The following is a 16218-nucleotide window of genomic DNA, read 5'->3' as shown; positions in this document are numbered from 1 at the left end:
ATTTTCAAATTAGATGTTTTAAAAGCTGTATTTTTGGGGTTCAAAATTAAATTTAATACCATGAGAACGATAGTATCCCTATTTTTTATTTGTTTTCTGTTAAGTTGTAAGGCACAAAAAACTGTGGTGACTTCAGATAATAATGCATCAGTTATGCATTCAAAACCTAAACTTGTAATTGGAATTGTTGTGGACCAAATGCGTTATGACTATTTAACTAGATTTTACAACAAATATGGGGAAGGTGGTTTTAAACGCTTGATTAATCAAGGTTTTAATTGTAAAAACAACCATTTTAATTATGTGCCAACTTATACAGGACCTGGACATGCGTCAATATATACTGGTACTACGCCAAAAATGCATGGTATAATATCTAATAATTGGTATGATAAAGTGTCTGATAGCTATGTGTATTGTGCTGGAGACACAACAGTACAATCCGTAGGTACAACTCACAAAGCAGGACAAATGTCTCCTCATAGATTAAAAACAACATCTTTTGCAGATCAAAACAGATTGTTTACTCAAATGAAAGGTAAAACCATTGGTATCTCTGTAAAAGATAGAGGTGCGATCTTACCAGCTGGACATACTGCAAATGCAGCTTATTGGTTTCATGGAGCAGATCAAGGTCGTTTTATCTCAAGTACTTATTATTTAGAAACGTTACCTAATTGGGTAAACGATTTTAATAATAAAGCTGTGGCTGAAAGTTATTTAAAAGAATGGAATACATTATACGATATAAATACTTACACTGAAAGTGGAAGTGATTTAAACACCTTTGAAGGTGGTTTTAAAGGAAAAGAAACAGCAACGTTTCCTTATGATTTAAAAGCACTAAGTAAAGATAATAGAGGTTATGATATTATTAAAGCAACACCTTACGGAAATAGCATTATTACAGATTTTGCTATTGCAGCAATTACAGGAGAGCAATTAGGTCAAGATGATTTTACAGATGTTTTAACAGTTAGTTTTTCTAGTACAGATTATGTTGGTCATAATTTTGGAGTTAACAGTAAAGAAGTACAAGACACCTATTTAAGATTAGATAAAGATATTGAGCGATTATTAAAAGCCTTAGACGATAAAGTTGGTCAAGGTAACTACACTTTGTTTTTGTCTTCAGACCATGGAGCAGTTCAGGTCCCAAGTTATTTGCAGTCTGTAAAAATTCCCGCAGGATATTTTGATACTGATGATTTTAAAAACCGTTTAAATCAAACTATGATTTTTAGTCATAAAGCAGAAAAACTAATCAAAAACGTAAGTAATAATCAAGTGTTTTTGGATCGTAAAGTGATTAAAGATTATGGGTTAAATTTAGCTCAAGTACAACAAGAAATTGTAAATACTATTATTGATTACCCAAGTGTTAATAAAGCGTATACAGCCGCAAGTATGAGTAATACAGAATTTTCTAATGGAATTGAAAGTTTGCTACAAAAAGGTTACAATCAAAAACGTTCAGGTGATGTTTTATTTGTGCTAGATCCAGCAGTAATTAGTTATAGTAAAACAGGGTCAACACATGGTTCTGCATTAAACTATGATACGCATGTACCATTATTGTTTTATGGTAATGGTATACAAAAAGGAAGCACTTTGCAACATACTACAATCCCAGATATTGCTCCAACAATGTCAGCTTTATTAGGAATTAGTTTTCCAAATGGAGCGACTGGTAAACCATTGGAGTTTGTGATACAAAAATAATTACTGATAATTAAAACCGTTTAGATAAAAAAAGCAGTACTTAAACTTAGTTTAGGTACTGCTTTTTTATTAATAGTAATTGAAACTTGTTCTTTTTAATCTAGTTTAGGATACTATTAAATTTATTTTAATGTTTATTTTCTATACAAAAAATAGTTGTTTACCAATTCTATGTAAGCCTCTTTTGCTTCGTCTGGCGTAATCTTTTTAATTTGAAATAAGGCATTGGTTTTAAAAGCATTTATGATAGGCTTTTTACTGCTAGGTCTTTCATAGTTGTTTGTCGCCTTTTTGTAATAGGCATACAAACGCAGTAAAAAATCTGCAGGAAAAGGTTCGGTATGCGCATTAATTCGCTCTACAGCCTCATCAAAAATGATATCTAATTCTTCGGTAGTCATAGTCTAGATTTCGGCAATAATACTTTCGCCTCCTTTAACTTTTTGGTTTAAACCAACCTTAATATTTGTACCTAAAGGTAAATATAAATCTACTCTTGACCCAAATTTAATAAATCCAGAGTCGGATCCTTGTGCAGCAGTATCACCTTCTTTTGCATAGTTAACAATTCGTTTTGCCAAAGCTCCTGCTATCTGTCTATATAAAACCTTACCATAAGCTTGGTTTTCAACAACTACGGTTGTACGTTCATTATCAGTACTAGCTTTAGGATGCCATGCTACAAGGTATTTTCCAGGATGGTATTTGCTGTAAGCAACTTGACCACTAATTGGATAACGTGTAACATGTACATTTATTGGAGACATAAAAACGCTGACTTGTAAACGTTTGTCTTTAAAATATTCTGGTTCAAAAACTTCTTCAATTACAACTACTTTTCCGTCTACAGGAGACACAACAGTACTATCACTTAATACAGTTAATCGTTTTGGGTTTCTAAAAAATTGAAGTATTAATACTAAAAATACAAATAGTGTAAAAAACAATAAGTATTGTAACCATTGTATAGATACAAAACGATCTATTATTACAGTCAAAATTGCAATAATCATAAATGTAATTGCAATTATTTTAAAGCCTTCTTTATGAAACATATTTTAAAATTCTTAGAAATAAATAAATAAATGGAGCAGCAAATATCATGCTGTCAAAACGGTCTAATAATCCACCATGTCCTGGCATAATAACACCACTGTCTTTTACTTTTGCTTGACGTTTAAATTTAGATTCTATTAAGTCCCCTAAAGTACCAATAACGCTAATAATTATGCTTAAAATCAGCCAATTAGTAAAGCTTAAGGTCTCAGTAAAGATATAAATAAAATAACTAGCAATAGTTGCAAAAAATAAACCACCTAAAAAACCTTCAACCGTCTTTTTTGGTGATATGCTAGGAAATAGCTTTTGTTTACCAAAGTTTTTTCCAACTAAATAAGCAAATGTATCATTTACCCAAACTAATATAAATGATCCTAGAATATACTCTGGAGTAAATGAGCCATTATGATTTGCGATAAGTAATAAAAAAACAAAACCACTGGACAGGTAAAAAGTTGTAATAATAAACCTTTTAGAGCTGAATAAAGGAATTTTCTTTTCTGAAAATAAATCTTTAATTAAAATTAATTGTACAAATATTGTAATGACTTGTAATATTTGTGCAGCCTCATCAAACCCTTTATCCGATCTCATTACAAATTGCCAATAACCAAAGACACCATATAAGATTGTAAATATAATATAAGGAGCTATGCTTTTAAGTTGAATCAGTTTACAGAACTCGATTAAGGATACGGTTCCAAACACAAAAAACAACACGAAAAACGCATGTTGGTTTAAAAGTGATGCAACTAGTAGACTTACGTATAAGAATCCAGAGAGTGCTCTTGTAAGGGTTTCATTCATAAAACTAAAGGTCTTCTAAAAGCAACAAATATAAGTTTTTTGTACTGCTTCCATAAGATAAAAAGTCTTTTTCCTCTTGTAATTTAAAATGTTTTATGGTTGTGATATTTGTAGGTATTTTAGAAGTGTTTTTGTTTTTAATTTCTCTAAGGCCTTCACCTATGTTTGAGACAATTTGACTTGTAGTGGCGAATACGATAACATTATTCGGAAATTCGTTTAACTTTTTCTCAGCCAATTGATTAGAGCATACTAGTAATGATCCATCATTTGCAATCAAATTTTCACAGGTAGTAAGAAAATAGGTGCATTGTGATAGTATTTGACATGTTTTTAATTGCGAAGATTTAAATTTATGCTTTAAATTTTCATCATAAAAAAAGCAGAATGGTCTTCCCAATTATTTTCTAAAATAATATTATTTAAATTATCATAAACTTCATCCATGGAATCACAGTATAAAAATTTACCTCCATTTTTTTGAAATTTATCGTGAAACTTTCGTCTATAGGTAACTCTTGAGTAGGCATATACCTGCCTCTTTCATCAGACTTTGTTTCTTCCTTTTCCTTTTGAGATTTAGAACTAAAAAATTTTCTAAATAAGCTCATTATTCACTGCTATAATCTTTGGTTTATTGTAGGGATTATCAAATATAAAAAATCTTAGACTATCTAAAGCGATAATCTAAGATTTTTGATAATATTATGATAAACTGAAAATGTTTAGTTCTCTAAATTGTTTTCAGGTAAAAGTTTTTCAGAAGGTTTTCTATCGATATCTTCAAAAGGACGCTTTCCTAAAATTTCTTCTAAATCATCCTTAAAAATTACTTCTCTTTCAATTAAACGTTCTGCTAACTTGTTAAGGACATCCTTTTTAGACTCTAATAAATCTAAAGCACGTTGAAACTGAGTTTCAACAATATTCTTAATTTCGTTATCAATTAATTCAGCTGTTTTTTCGCTGTAAGGCTTAACAAAACCACTTTCTCCTGCAGGATCATAATAGGTTATGTTTCCTACCTTTTCATTTAATCCGTATATCATAACCATTGCTTTTGCTTTTTTGGTCACGTTTTCAAGATCGCTTAAAGCACCTGTAGATATTTGATCAAATATTATTTTTTCGGCAGCACGTCCACCCATTGTTACACAGATTTCGTCTAAAAATTTACTAGTTCTTGTAATGTAAGCTTCTTGTGGCAAATACCATGCAGCACCTAAACTACGACCTCTTGGTACGATAGTTACTTTTACTAATGGATCTGCATGCTCTAAAAACCAACTTACTGTTGCGTGTCCAGCTTCATGATAAGCAATAGTTTTCTTTTCTTCTACAGAAAATAAATTACTACGTTTTTCAAGTCCACCAACAATACGGTCAACAGCATCTAAAAAGTCTTGCTTTTCAACAGCTTTTTTATTGTTTCTTGCAGCAATTAAAGCAGCTTCGTTACATAAGTTTGCAATATCAGCTCCAGAAAACCCTGGTGTTTGTTTTGATAAAAATTCTATATCTAAACCAGCTACTTTTTTTAGTGGTTTAAGGTGTACTTCAAATATTGCTTTACGCTCAGTTAAGTTTGGAAGATCTACATGTATTTGTCTATCAAAACGTCCTGCACGCATTAATGCTTTATCTAATATATCAGCTCTGTTTGTGGCAGCTAAAACGATAACGTTAGTGTTAGTTCCAAAACCATCCATTTCAGTTAGTAATTGGTTAAGCGTGTTTTCACGCTCGTCATTACTACCAGACATTGCGTTTTTACCTCTTGCACGTCCTATAGCATCAATTTCATCAATAAAAATAATTGCAGGAGATTTTTCTTTAGCTTGTTTAAATAAGTCTCTCACACGAGAGGCTCCAACACCAACAAACATTTCTACAAAATCTGATCCTGATAAAGAGAAAAATGGCACTTTAGCTTCACCAGCTACAGCTTTTGCTAATAAGGTTTTTCCTGTTCCTGGAGGTCCTACTAATAAGGCTCCTTTAGGTATTTTACCTCCTAAATTGGTGTATTTTTCTGGGTTTTTTAAGAAATCAACAATTTCTTGAACTTCTTCTTTTGCGCCTTCTAATCCTGCAACATCTTTAAAGGTTGTTTTTACTTGCGAGTTTTCGTCAAATAATTTGGCTTTAGATTTACCAATATTAAATATCTGTCCACCAGCTCCACCACCTCCTCCAGAGGACATGCGACGCATAATGAAAATCCAAACACCAATAAGTAAAACAAAAGGTAATAGGCTAAAAAGTAGTTCTCCCCAAGGATTGCTATCAATACTAAATGTTACTTGAGCAGCATTGTCTTTACCTAATTCTTTATTAATATCATCAATAGATTCTTGAAACAATGCTAAATCACCAAACTGAAAAGAGTAGTTAGGTAACTTTGTTGTTGTTGGAAAAATTGAAGTCGGCTTAGATTTTTTATGTTCTTCTTTTGCTTCAGCTTCTTTAGTAAGGTAAACTTTAGCAGTAGTTTCGTTAACGATATCTACTTTTTCTACATCACCATTTCTTAAATAATCAAAAAATTGTGAAGGCGAAGTTTTTTCGGCACTACTAGAGCTACTACCAAATACTTGAAGTGCTATAAAAAAGATTATGATACCTCCATAAATCCAATAGGGATTAAATTTAGGTTTTTTTGGTGCTATTTTTTTGTTTTTATCAGCCATGTAATGTGTTTAATAATTTGTTTCGATAACGGTCAATTTAGCATCTCCCCAAAGACTTTCTATATCGTAATATTCTCTTATGTGTTTTTGAAAAACGTGAACAACTACGTTTACGTAATCCATAAGTACCCATTCACCATTAGATTCACCTTCAATATGCCAAGGTTTATCTTTTAATGATTTACTTACTTTTTTGTATTGAATTGACAATGGCGTTAACTTGAGTGTTAGAAGTACCTTCGCAAATTACAAAGTAGTCACAAACCGTGTTTTCAATTTCTCTTAAATCAAGAATGTTTATTCCTTTTCCTTTAACATCCTCTATGCCTTCTAGCATTGTTGCAATTAGCGCGTCTACGTTTGAATCTTTTTTCGCCATTAATAATATTTAAATTTGTGCAAAGTTATTATTTTTAAGTTCTTTATACTCTAAAAAAATCATAAGATTTTACAATACGAAGATAACTATTTAATATGCGTATAATCAAACTTAATGCCACTGAATCCACAAATAGGTTTATGCGTAATCTAAGTTTGGAAAGTTTTGTTCAAGATTTTACAACTGTTGTTACAAGTACTCAGTCTAAAGGACGAGGCCAAATGGGATCTGCATGGCAATCAGAATCTTTTAAAAACCTAACGTTTAGTGTGTACAAAGGCTTTAAGCAGTTTGAGTTTGAAGACCAATTTAAAATTAGCATGGCTGTGTCTTTAGCAATTATTAAAGCTTTAGAAACTTTACAAATCCCTAAATTAAGTATTAAATGGCCTAACGACATTTTGTCAGCTAATAAAAAAATATGTGGTATTTTAATTGAAAATGTCATAAAACAAAGTCATATTGTGTCTTCAATAGTAGGTGTAGGTTTAAATGTCAATCAACTTAAATTTGAAGATTTGCCTCAAGCAGGATCATTAAAATTAATTACAGGGTTGAATTATGATTTAGATGAAATCTTACAATTAATATTGAAACACCTTGAAATACAATTAAAGCTTTTAGAAAATGATACTTCAGCTTTAAAACACAATTATGAATCTTATTTATTTAGAAAAGAAAAACCTTCAACATTTAAATCTGAAGAAGGTTTGTTTTCTGGTATTATAAAAGGAGTTTCTAATGAAGGTTTATTGAAAGTCATGATAGAAGATCAAGAACTAAAAACCTTTGATTTAAAAACTATTAAGCTGTTGTATTAATTGCTTCAGGCATATTTGCAGCTAAAGTCTCAATAAATTTACTAATTGGCTTTTTAATCATCATTGCCATCATAGCATTAAACTCGCCTTCAAAAGTTAATTGAACTTCTGTTTTGTTAGCCTCAATTTCGTTTATGTTACCAATTAAAGCAAAGTCAATTTTGCCTCCTGCAGCACCTAAAACAATTTTACTGTTAGGTGTCATTTCTTTCTTTTTTAATACTATTTCAGGCATTCCTTTAAGTGCAAATAAAAATTTGTCTTCACCTAAAACTTCAAATTTGCTTATGTTTTCTGGCATTAAGCTTTTAAAGTTTTTAACATCGCTTAAAAAGTTAAACGTGTCTTCTGCGGATTTATCAAGGATTGCTTTAGGGCTTTCTAATGTCATTATTAATGGTCTTTAAATTAAGTTTAAAATTTGATTGTGTTTTACACAATTAATATTACTATATCAATTAGCGTTCCAAACACTTGGGTTGGCATTCCATTGACTTAATGTTTCTATTTCTTTTTCAGAAATATAGTTACTTGAAGCTGCTTCTTTTAAAAGGTTTTCGTAATTACTTAATGTGTGTAAAGTAATGTTTTCTGACTCGAAATTGTTTTTAGAAACTTCAAAACCATAAGAAAAAATAGCAATCATACCCTTAACGTTAACATTAGCTTCTTTTAAAGCTTTAACAGCATTAAGGCTACTTTTACCTGTGCTAATAAGATCTTCTACGACAACTACATTTTGTCCACTTTCTATATGACCTTCAATTTGATTTTTACGACCATGACCTTTAGCTTCTGGACGTACATATACAAATGGTAAGCCTAGGTATTCTGCTACTAGTATTCCTATACCAATTGCACCTGTTGCTACTCCAGCTATTACATCTGGTTTGCCATAATGTTCTTCTATAAATTTACTTATTTCTTCTCTAATGTAATTTCTTACTAGAGGGTAAGATAATACGACGCGATTATCACAGTATATTGGCGACTTCCAACCTGAAGCCCAAGTAAAAGGATCCTTTGGTTGTAGTTTAATCGCATTAATTTGCAATAATACTTTAGCGGTTTGTCTGGCAGTTTGTTTATTAAAAATCATAGAGCAAAAATACTGATTTATTTAATTTGACTTAAAATTAATTTTAAAATAAATTACAACTGCAAACCATGTCATTAATTTTGATATTTTTACCTAACTAAACTTGATTCACTATTTTTTATGCAATGTATTTTTGTTAACGATAAGCCAATATATCTTACAACCACAGTTGAAAAAGAAACAGACTTTAAAAACTTTTTACTTAAAGATGTAAATATTGATTTGGTTTTACAGACTATATCTAAAAAGTCTATTAATTCTGTTAGACTAATAGGTCATGATAATGACAAGTTAATGAAAGCTTTTAAGAAAAAACTACCAAATGTTGTTGCAGGAGGAGGAAAAGTGTTAAATAATAAAGGTGACATTTTATTTATATACAGAAATGACAAATGGGATTTACCAAAAGGTAAAGCCGAAAAAAAGAAACCATTGAAGAAACAGCTATAAGAGAAGTTGCTGAAGAGACAGGTGTTGATGGTTTGAAAATAATAAAATCGCTTCCTGTTACTTATCATGTTTTTAAAAGGAATGGTAAATCTAAGTTAAAAATCACACATTGGTTTGAAATGCATTCTAATTTTGAAGGGGAGTTGCAACCTCAAATAAACGAAGGTATTACTAAAGTAGAATGGCTGGATGAAAAATCTGCTAAACAAGCTTTAAATAACTCATATGCTAACATTAAGTTATTATTTTAAAAATCTTATTTTTTTGTTAAAATCTACATTGCTGCGTTTGGTCTTAACAATTTGACCGTTTATCTTTTAATGCCTAGTTTTTAACACTTAAGCCAATATTTTACTGTAGGAAAATATTGTTAATTAGATTTGCAATTGTAAATGTAATTAATCCAAAACCCTAAAAGTATGTATAAAAAACTACCCAAAAAAACGCTTGTTTTTAAAGCGTTATTAATGCTATTTGCTTTCGCTTTTTCATCTCAATCCTATGGCTTAGAAGACACTCGTTGTGGTTCTATTTCAGGGTTTCAGTTTTCTAACGGAACAACTTCAACAGCAATAAATTATAATCAATCATATTATATTAATGATTTGCCAAACAATTTTTATATCAATTTATTGGTAAATGGTTATTCACAAAGTGCTAAATATTATGTAAGAAATTTAGATACAGGTCAATCATATGCTATTTCTGAGAATCACTTACCATATACTTTTCCTGGAGGAAATGGCGCTTGGAATTATGGTTGCGGAAATTTTGAAATTAAAGCAAAACTTTATAAATATAATGGCTGTGGTAATTATTGTGATAGTGAAACTATTAGATTTAATATTTCATGTGCTCCAGCTCAAACCTGTGGAGATATTGCAGGTTACCAATTTACAAACGGAACCGAAAGTGTTGCAATAACAAATAATAGTGTTTATGAGCTAGATGCTTTACCTAATAACTTTTATGTTGATTTATTAGTAGATGGTCAATCAGAAAGTGCTAGCTTAAAATTAAAAAACTTAACAACAGGTCAAACTTTTAATGTAGGCGAAAACTATTTACCTTACACTATTCCAGGAGGTAATGCTGCATGGAGTTATGGTACAGGTGACTTTAAGTTAATAGGTAAGATTTTTGAAAACAACTACTGTCAAAGTACAATGTGTGATAAAGAAATTATTTACTTTACTATAAATGATACTGTTTGTGGTCAAATAGATGGATTTGAGTTTTCTAACTTCTCTGATACTGCAATTACAATTGTAGATGGAGCAAGTTATGATTTAGAAAATCTTCCTTCAGATTTTAATATTAACTTGTTAACTTCCGGACCTCTTGAAAGTGCATATTTTACATTAACAAATGTCGATACAGGAGAGGTTTTTAATAAAACTGAAAATGTAGTGCCTTATACTTATCCAGGAGCAACAAACACAGTTTGGCCTCATGGTTGTGGTACGTTTCAAATCTGTTCGAGTATATATCAAGCTAATAATGCAAATGGAACAGAATGTGATTCGGCATGTATGACATTTACAATTACATGTGAAGATCCTTGTGGAACAATAGATGGATTCGAGTTTTCTAACTTCTCTGACGCAACAGTTGCTATTGTAGATGGATCAAGTTATGATTTAGAAAATCTTCCTTCAGATTTTAATGTTAATTTGTTAACTTCTGGACCTCTTGAAAGTGCATATTTTACCTTAACAAATGTTGATACAGGTGAAGTTTTTAATAAAACTGAAAATGCAGTACCATACACATATCCAGGAGCAACAAACACGGTTTGGTCTCATGGTTGTGGTACATTTCAATTATGTACAAGTATATATACAGAGAATAACACCAATGGAACAGAATGCGCTAACACTTGTGTGACATTCACAATTAATTGCGAAGAACCTTGTGGGAATTTAGATGTTTTTGCTTTTTCAAATGGATCAGAAACAGTTACAATTACTGAAGGTGGTACATATAATATTTCAGATTTACCTTCAGATTTTTATATTGATGCATTAGTTGTTGGAGCTTCTGAAAGTACTACAACTACAATAACAAATTTAGATACAGATGTTACAACTGTTATTACAGATAATACTTTTCCTTATGCTTATCCAACAACAGAAACTAGTTGGGATTTAGGTATTGGTAACTTCAAAATTGAAACTCAATTATTTGCAGGAGATGACGCTTCATCAACTCTATGTGATGTACAAGAGGTGACTTTCTTTTTAGTAGATGTATTAGAATGCGAAGCAACTTCAGCAGGAACGTCTACCTTGTCAACTGGTTTAGCAATTGTGTCACCAGGAATCTCTGTAACAGTTACCGTAAATCTAAACAATGATGCAGTTTTACCTAATGGTTATCAATTAGGTACTTTATTGACTAAAGGAGATGACTTAGTAATTGAGGGTTACAGTAACACACAAGAACTAACAATTCCTGAAGTTGGTGGTTTTTATAAAGTACATACTCTAGCTTACAATCCTGAGACTTTTAATTTAAATGCTATTACCTTAGGAACAACAACAGCGTTTGATATTTTAGACTTAATTACTAATAATCAAATTTGTGCAGATTTAGATGAAGTAGGAAGCCCATTAATGGTAATAGTTGTTGGATCAACAGACAGAAACAGTAGTGTGTCTGTAAATCAAGTAAAAGATATACCGCTTATAGAAAAACAATTATCTACAGAGGTTAATATATTTCCTAATCCAGTAGTAAATCAATTAAATATTAAAGTTGATTTATTAAAAGATGAAACACTTAATTACTCTATGATAGATATAAACGGTAAAAAAGTACTTGCAGGACGTTTATCTAGTAATTCAAACGTAGTTAATACATCAGAATTAGCTGTAGGATTTTACATTCTTAAGTTAAACTCTGAAGTAAGGAATATTACTAAAAAGATAATGGTTAAAAAGTAGTCATTATCTCAGATAATAAAAAAAACCGTTACAATTTGTAACGGTTTTTTTTGCTTTAAATTTAGTTAAAGCTTAAGGTATGGTTAGTTTTAGAGTTTAACTTATTGTCTAAATTTTTTAGATAGTCAATATTTTAAACTGAATTACTATATAGTATAAAGTAGTATTAGATTTTAAAGTAATTATGAAACATTTAAATAGCTATATAAAGTTATTTTAATATTCTGTAAACTGGATATTGCAAATGAGCTTTTTCATAGTTTTTACTATGTTTATGTAGCCAATCCAATTGTGCATACCAATTTTTAGCAAAATCAGAATCGTTAGCTTTCTTTAGATTGAAATCATTTTTCAGCTTAGGATTTTTTGTTAAAATAGTTTCGGCTTTATCTTCCCAAACATATGGCGAGAATCCTTCTTTTTGTTGTAAAATGGTGTCAAAAAAGTTCCAATTAAAAAAAGAATCAGGTGCTTGAGGTTCTAAGGTTTCCATTAAATATCTAAAAGCATATTGATTGGTATCTATGATATAATCTCCCTTTTTAAAAATCAATTTTTCTGTAGTTGTTTTTACCGTTGTATTATAATGTTGGTAGTGTCCTTCATAAGCATTTGTTCTAGTTTTATAATCATCAATTTTATAAGATTGTACCATAATTGTAGAGTCTTGTTGTAAAGGTTTTAAAATAACGTTGTTAGATTTTAATCGTTTAACAACAGACCACCAACCCTGAGGTATTATATATGCTTCTGGTATTACGACTTCTAAACTTGGTGTAAAGTAATTTTGATAGTTAATTTGCTTAGTAAATGGTTCTTTTCGGTTATATTTTAAACGCTTGGCTTCAGTAATATTGCTTTGTATTTTATGACCTTCATAGCCTTTAAAATTTAAAGTTGTAGATTTTGTGGTGTCAATTTTCCATTGCAATGGATAAGTAGTTTTTGCAATTAATTGTTTTGTAGCGTTTTGACGTAAGTCTTTAATTTTTGTGTAATCGTTTTCAATAATATCAATCATCGTTTTCATTAATTGATAAGTCCCTTCAACACGTTGTTTATAGGGTTTTAGCATATGTGTTTCTACCATCATACCTAAAGTATTAAATAATGTGGTGTAACCAGTTGAGTATCTTGGACTGTCCATAAATTGACTAAAACCTGCTTCTGGAACAGTATTAAATACATTAACATAAGGTGTAATATCCCAATTATTTTTTGATAAATTATCCTCTAAATTAGGTTGCATTGTATTATGAAGATAATCTCCTAATAAACCACCTAATTTGTTATGTTGTGTAAATAAATGTGTTAAAGTATATTGGTAATCTGCTCCATTACTAACATGATTGTCTATAAAAACATCAGGTTGTATTAAATGAAATATGCTAGCAAATGTCTCTGCATTTTTGGTATCACTTTTTATAAAGTCACGATTTAAATCATAGTTTCTAGCATTTCCTCTAAAACCATAAGCTTTAGGGCCATTTTGATTGGTTCTGGTGGATGTATTTCGGTTTAAGCTACCACCAACATTATAAATTGGGATTGTAGCTAAAACAGTGTGTTTAGGCATTTTAATGTCTCCATTTGCAATATCTCTAAACAGCATCATAGTAGCATCAATTCCATCGGATTCTCCTGGATGTATCCCGTTATTAATTAATAAAATACGTTTGTCATTTCTTATAGAGTCAAAATCAAAATTTTTATCAGGATTTAAAGTAACTATATGCAGTGGTCGTCCAGAATCTGTTATGCCTATTGAGTCAATGGATATTGAAGGATAAGCAATTGCTAGATTGTTATAATATGTAATAGTTTGTTGGTAGGTTGCGGTTTCTAATCCTTTAGATTCTTCAAATACAGTTGTAAAATCAAAGTCTTTTTTAAGTTTAGGTTGACAAGACATAAAGACCAGGAATAGCATTAAAATTTTTTTCATTGAAAGTTTTTTTAATAAGGGTTATACAAATATAATATTATAGACTTGTGATTGTTGGAATTAAGCGTACTTTTGCAGCTTCTAAAATTGAAGACAATGACAGAGTTTATTAGAAAAATAGTCCCAAATGCAAAGGACGACGTTTTAGCAGGTATTACAGTATCATTAGCAATGATTCCAGAAGTAGTAGCATTTGCTTTTGTAGCACAAATAGATCCATTAATGGCTTTATCAGGTGCTTTTATTATTGGTTTAATAACAGCTATTTTTGGTGGGCGTCCAGGTTTAATATCTGGAGCAGCAGGAGCTGTAGCTGTAATTTTTGTAACCATGATTGCAGATGGACATACCAAAGGGATGTTAATGGATACACCTATTGAAAATATGGGTTTTTTCTATCTTATGGCCTGTGTGGTGTTGATGGGTTTAATACAGATTTTAGCAGGTGTTTTTAAATTAGGTCGCTTTGTACGTTTGATTCCACATCCTGTTATGATGGGATTTGTTAACGGTTTATCAATTGTAATATTTATTGCACAGGTAAAAATGTTTTCACATAAATCATTACAAGTATCGGAAGCAGGTGTTAAAGAGTATGTTAGTACTTTCATGCAAGGCACAGAATTATACATCATGATTGGTTTAGTATTGTTAACCATGGGAATTATTTGGGGATTACCAAAAATAACTAAAAAATTACCAGCAGCTTTAACAGCTATATTAGTAACAAGTCTTATTGTTATTGGATTTAATATGGATGTGTCTACTGTAGGATCATATATTATTGAAGGAGGAGGAACAGGTTTAAAAGGAGAGTTTCCAACACCAAATATGGAACTATGGGAAAAATTACCGTTTAACTTAGATACTTTAAAATTTATAGCATTACCAGCATTTTTAGCAGCATCAGTTGGATTAATTGAATCTTTAATGACTATGAATCTTGTGGACGAGTTAACAGAAACCAGAGGTAATGGAAACAGAGAATGTGTTGCGCAAGGAGCAGGAAATATTGTATCTGGTCTATTTGGAGGAACAGGTGGTTGTGGAATGATTGGACAAACCGTAATTAATATTAATGCAGGTGGACGTGGACGTTTGTCTGGTATTATGATGGCTGTAACACTACTGTCGTTTATTTTATTTGCAGATAAATTAATAGAAATGGTGCCAATTGCAGCTTTAGTTGGTGTTATGTTTATGATGGTTATTGAAACTTTTGCTTGGTCAAGTTTTAGAATATTAAAGAAAATCCCTAAATCTGATGCAGTAGTATTAATTACAGTATCGTTAGTAACTGTTTTTGTGGATTTAGCTGTAGCAGTATTTATTGGAGTCATTATTTCAGCATTAGTATTTGCTTGGGAAAATGCTAAAAAAATTAGAGCTAGAAAACGTATTAAGTCAGATGGAACTAAAGTATACGAAATTTGGGGACCTTTATTTTTTGGAAGTATTCAAGCTTTTAATGAAAAATTTGATATTAAAAACGATCCTGATAAAGTTGAAATTGATTTTGTAGAATCTAGAGTAAGTGATCACTCTGCATTAGAAGCTATTTTTAATCTGGTAGAAAAATATGAAAAAGAAGGAAAGCAAATACGATTAAAACATTTAAGTGAAGATTGTAAAGTGTTACTATACAAATCAAGTCCAAAGTTTAGAGAGGTAGTTGTAGAGGATATAGACGATCCTAGATACCATTTAGCAGCTAATCCAGAGGAGTTTCCTAATCCTTTGTCAGAATATAAGTTTTAATATTATTTTAAGCTTAAAACATAAAAAAAAGCATAACAATTTAAATTGTTATGCTTTTTTTATGTTTGGATTAATGCTTAATCTTTAAGTCTAACACTATCAGGAACTAAAACGGTATAGTCTCCATTGTTTCTTATAACATCTCTAACAATTGAAGATGATATATAACTAGTTCTTGCAGCAGTTAATAAAAACACAGTTTCGATTTTTGATAACTTACGATTGGTGTGTGCAATAGCTTTTTCAAATTCAAAATCTGCAGGATTACGTAATCCACGTAAAATAAACTGAGCATCAATTTCTTTACAAAAATCTATCGTCAAACCTTTATAAGTTACAACTTTTACTTTTGGTTGGTCTTTAAAGGCTTCTTCTAAAAAACGTTGTCTTTCTTCTAAAGAAAACATGTATTTTTTCAGAATTCACTCCAATTGCAACCACAACTTCGTCAAATAGTTTGACACCACGTTTAATAATATCATAATGTCCAAGGGTTATTGGATCAAAGGATCCAGGGAAAATTGCGCGTCTCATGTTTTGTTT

11 protein-coding genes and 4 pseudogenes are annotated in these 16218 nt (G+C 30.7%); 5 read left to right on the top strand and 10 right to left on the bottom strand.

What is annotated here, in order from left to right; all coding sequences use genetic code 11:
* Positions 1-60: 60 nt before the first annotated feature.
* Positions 61-1722, top strand: coding sequence for an alkaline phosphatase PafA (pafA, locus tag AC0L4B_RS00570; protein WP_473438103.1), 1662 nt, complete (start codon positions 61-63; stop codon positions 1720-1722).
* Positions 1723-1856: 134 nt separating this feature from the next.
* On the opposite strand, the gene AC0L4B_RS00565 is transcribed toward pafA, so the two are convergent.
* The 6 genes and pseudogenes from AC0L4B_RS00565 to rsfS form a co-directional block, all read right to left on the bottom strand.
* Positions 1857-2123 (bottom strand): acyl-CoA-binding protein, encoded by a 267-nt coding sequence (locus tag AC0L4B_RS00565; RefSeq protein WP_473438102.1) that lies wholly within the window; start codon positions 2121-2123, stop codon positions 1857-1859.
* 3 nt (positions 2124-2126) lie between these two features.
* The gene (locus AC0L4B_RS00560; protein WP_473438101.1) at positions 2127-2777 is read right to left on the bottom strand and encodes a phosphatidylserine decarboxylase family protein; all 651 of its coding nucleotides are present in this window, start codon (positions 2775-2777) and stop codon (positions 2127-2129) included.
* On the bottom strand, positions 2767-3588 hold the full coding sequence (locus tag AC0L4B_RS00555) for a phosphatidate cytidylyltransferase (RefSeq protein ID WP_028289206.1): 822 nt from the start codon (positions 3586-3588) through the stop codon (positions 2767-2769). Before AC0L4B_RS00555 ends, AC0L4B_RS00560 begins: the two co-directional genes overlap by 11 nt.
* A 4-nt stretch (positions 3589-3592) precedes the next feature.
* A pseudogene (locus AC0L4B_RS00550) lies at positions 3593-4199 on the bottom strand (LUD domain-containing protein).
* Between the two features lie 114 nt (positions 4200-4313).
* The gene (gene ftsH / locus AC0L4B_RS00545) at positions 4314-6278 is read right to left on the bottom strand and encodes an ATP-dependent zinc metalloprotease FtsH (protein ID WP_473438100.1); all 1965 of its coding nucleotides are present in this window, start codon (positions 6276-6278) and stop codon (positions 4314-4316) included.
* A 9-nt stretch (positions 6279-6287) separates the two neighbouring features.
* A pseudogene (gene rsfS / locus AC0L4B_RS00540) lies at positions 6288-6657 on the bottom strand (ribosome silencing factor).
* Between the two features lie 95 nt (positions 6658-6752).
* On the opposite strand from rsfS, the gene AC0L4B_RS00535 reads away from it, so the two are divergent.
* Positions 6753-7478, top strand: a complete 726-nt coding sequence (locus AC0L4B_RS00535) for a biotin--[acetyl-CoA-carboxylase] ligase (RefSeq protein WP_473438099.1) — start codon at positions 6753-6755, stop codon at positions 7476-7478.
* Here AC0L4B_RS00535 and AC0L4B_RS00530 read toward each other — a convergent pair.
* Both AC0L4B_RS00530 and pyrE read right to left on the bottom strand, forming a co-directional pair.
* On the bottom strand, positions 7462-7869 hold the full coding sequence (locus tag AC0L4B_RS00530) for an SRPBCC family protein (protein ID WP_473438098.1): 408 nt from the start codon (positions 7867-7869) through the stop codon (positions 7462-7464). The two genes, AC0L4B_RS00535 and AC0L4B_RS00530, sit on opposite strands and share 17 nt — an antisense overlap.
* A 63-nt stretch (positions 7870-7932) precedes the next feature.
* On the bottom strand, positions 7933-8577 hold the full coding sequence (gene pyrE, locus AC0L4B_RS00525; RefSeq protein WP_473438097.1) for an orotate phosphoribosyltransferase: 645 nt from the start codon (positions 8575-8577) through the stop codon (positions 7933-7935).
* A 120-nt stretch (positions 8578-8697) separates the two neighbouring features.
* Here pyrE and AC0L4B_RS00520 point away from each other — a divergent pair.
* Together AC0L4B_RS00520 and AC0L4B_RS00515 are read left to right on the top strand one after the other, a co-directional pair.
* A pseudogene (locus AC0L4B_RS00520) lies at positions 8698-9278 on the top strand (NUDIX hydrolase).
* A 168-nt stretch (positions 9279-9446) separates the two neighbouring features.
* Positions 9447-11972, top strand: a complete 2526-nt coding sequence (locus AC0L4B_RS00515) for a T9SS type A sorting domain-containing protein (RefSeq protein ID WP_473438096.1) — start codon at positions 9447-9449, stop codon at positions 11970-11972.
* A gap of 211 nt (positions 11973-12183) precedes the next feature.
* Here the strand turns inward: AC0L4B_RS00515 and AC0L4B_RS00510 are convergent, their stop codons facing one another.
* The gene (locus AC0L4B_RS00510) at positions 12184-13917 is read right to left on the bottom strand and encodes a M14 family metallopeptidase (protein ID WP_473438095.1); all 1734 of its coding nucleotides are present in this window, start codon (positions 13915-13917) and stop codon (positions 12184-12186) included.
* A gap of 96 nt (positions 13918-14013) precedes the next feature.
* Here AC0L4B_RS00510 and AC0L4B_RS00505 point away from each other — a divergent pair, with 96 nt between their 5' ends.
* Positions 14014-15675 (top strand): SulP family inorganic anion transporter, encoded by a 1662-nt coding sequence (locus tag AC0L4B_RS00505; RefSeq protein WP_473438094.1) that lies wholly within the window; start codon positions 14014-14016, stop codon positions 15673-15675.
* A gap of 77 nt (positions 15676-15752) precedes the next feature.
* Here AC0L4B_RS00505 and coaD read toward each other — a convergent pair.
* Positions 15753-16209: pseudogene (gene coaD, locus AC0L4B_RS00500) on the bottom strand (pantetheine-phosphate adenylyltransferase).
* Between the last annotated feature and the right edge of the window lie 9 nt (positions 16210-16218).

It is taken from the genome of Olleya sp. NP1-10 (genome assembly GCF_055804415.1).
The sequence above is the reverse complement of the archived record's forward strand: the minus strand, read 5'-3'. Positions and strand labels throughout refer to the sequence as shown.

Excerpts from the sequence above, each read along its gene's own strand:
- pafA (WP_473438103.1), top strand. The coding sequence starts at position 61 with ATGAGAACGATAGTATCCCTATTTTTTATTTGTTTTCTGTTAAGTTGT.
- AC0L4B_RS00565 (WP_473438102.1), bottom strand. The coding sequence starts at position 2,123 with ATGACTACCGAAGAATTAGATATCATTTTTGATGAGGCTGTAGAGCGA.
- AC0L4B_RS00560 (WP_473438101.1), bottom strand. The coding sequence starts at position 2,777 with ATGTTTCATAAAGAAGGCTTTAAAATAATTGCAATTACATTTATGATT.
- AC0L4B_RS00555 (WP_028289206.1), bottom strand. The coding sequence starts at position 3,588 with ATGAATGAAACCCTTACAAGAGCACTCTCTGGATTCTTATACGTAAGT.
- ftsH (WP_473438100.1), bottom strand. The coding sequence starts at position 6,278 with ATGGCTGATAAAAACAAAAAAATAGCACCAAAAAAACCTAAATTTAAT.
- AC0L4B_RS00535 (WP_473438099.1), top strand. The coding sequence starts at position 6,753 with ATGCGTATAATCAAACTTAATGCCACTGAATCCACAAATAGGTTTATG.
- AC0L4B_RS00530 (WP_473438098.1), bottom strand. The coding sequence starts at position 7,869 with ATGACATTAGAAAGCCCTAAAGCAATCCTTGATAAATCCGCAGAAGAC.
- pyrE (WP_473438097.1), bottom strand. The coding sequence starts at position 8,577 with ATGATTTTTAATAAACAAACTGCCAGACAAACCGCTAAAGTATTATTG.
- AC0L4B_RS00515 (WP_473438096.1), top strand. The coding sequence starts at position 9,447 with ATGTATAAAAAACTACCCAAAAAAACGCTTGTTTTTAAAGCGTTATTA.
- AC0L4B_RS00510 (WP_473438095.1), bottom strand. The coding sequence starts at position 13,917 with ATGAAAAAAATTTTAATGCTATTCCTGGTCTTTATGTCTTGTCAACCT.
- AC0L4B_RS00505 (WP_473438094.1), top strand. The coding sequence starts at position 14,014 with ATGACAGAGTTTATTAGAAAAATAGTCCCAAATGCAAAGGACGACGTT.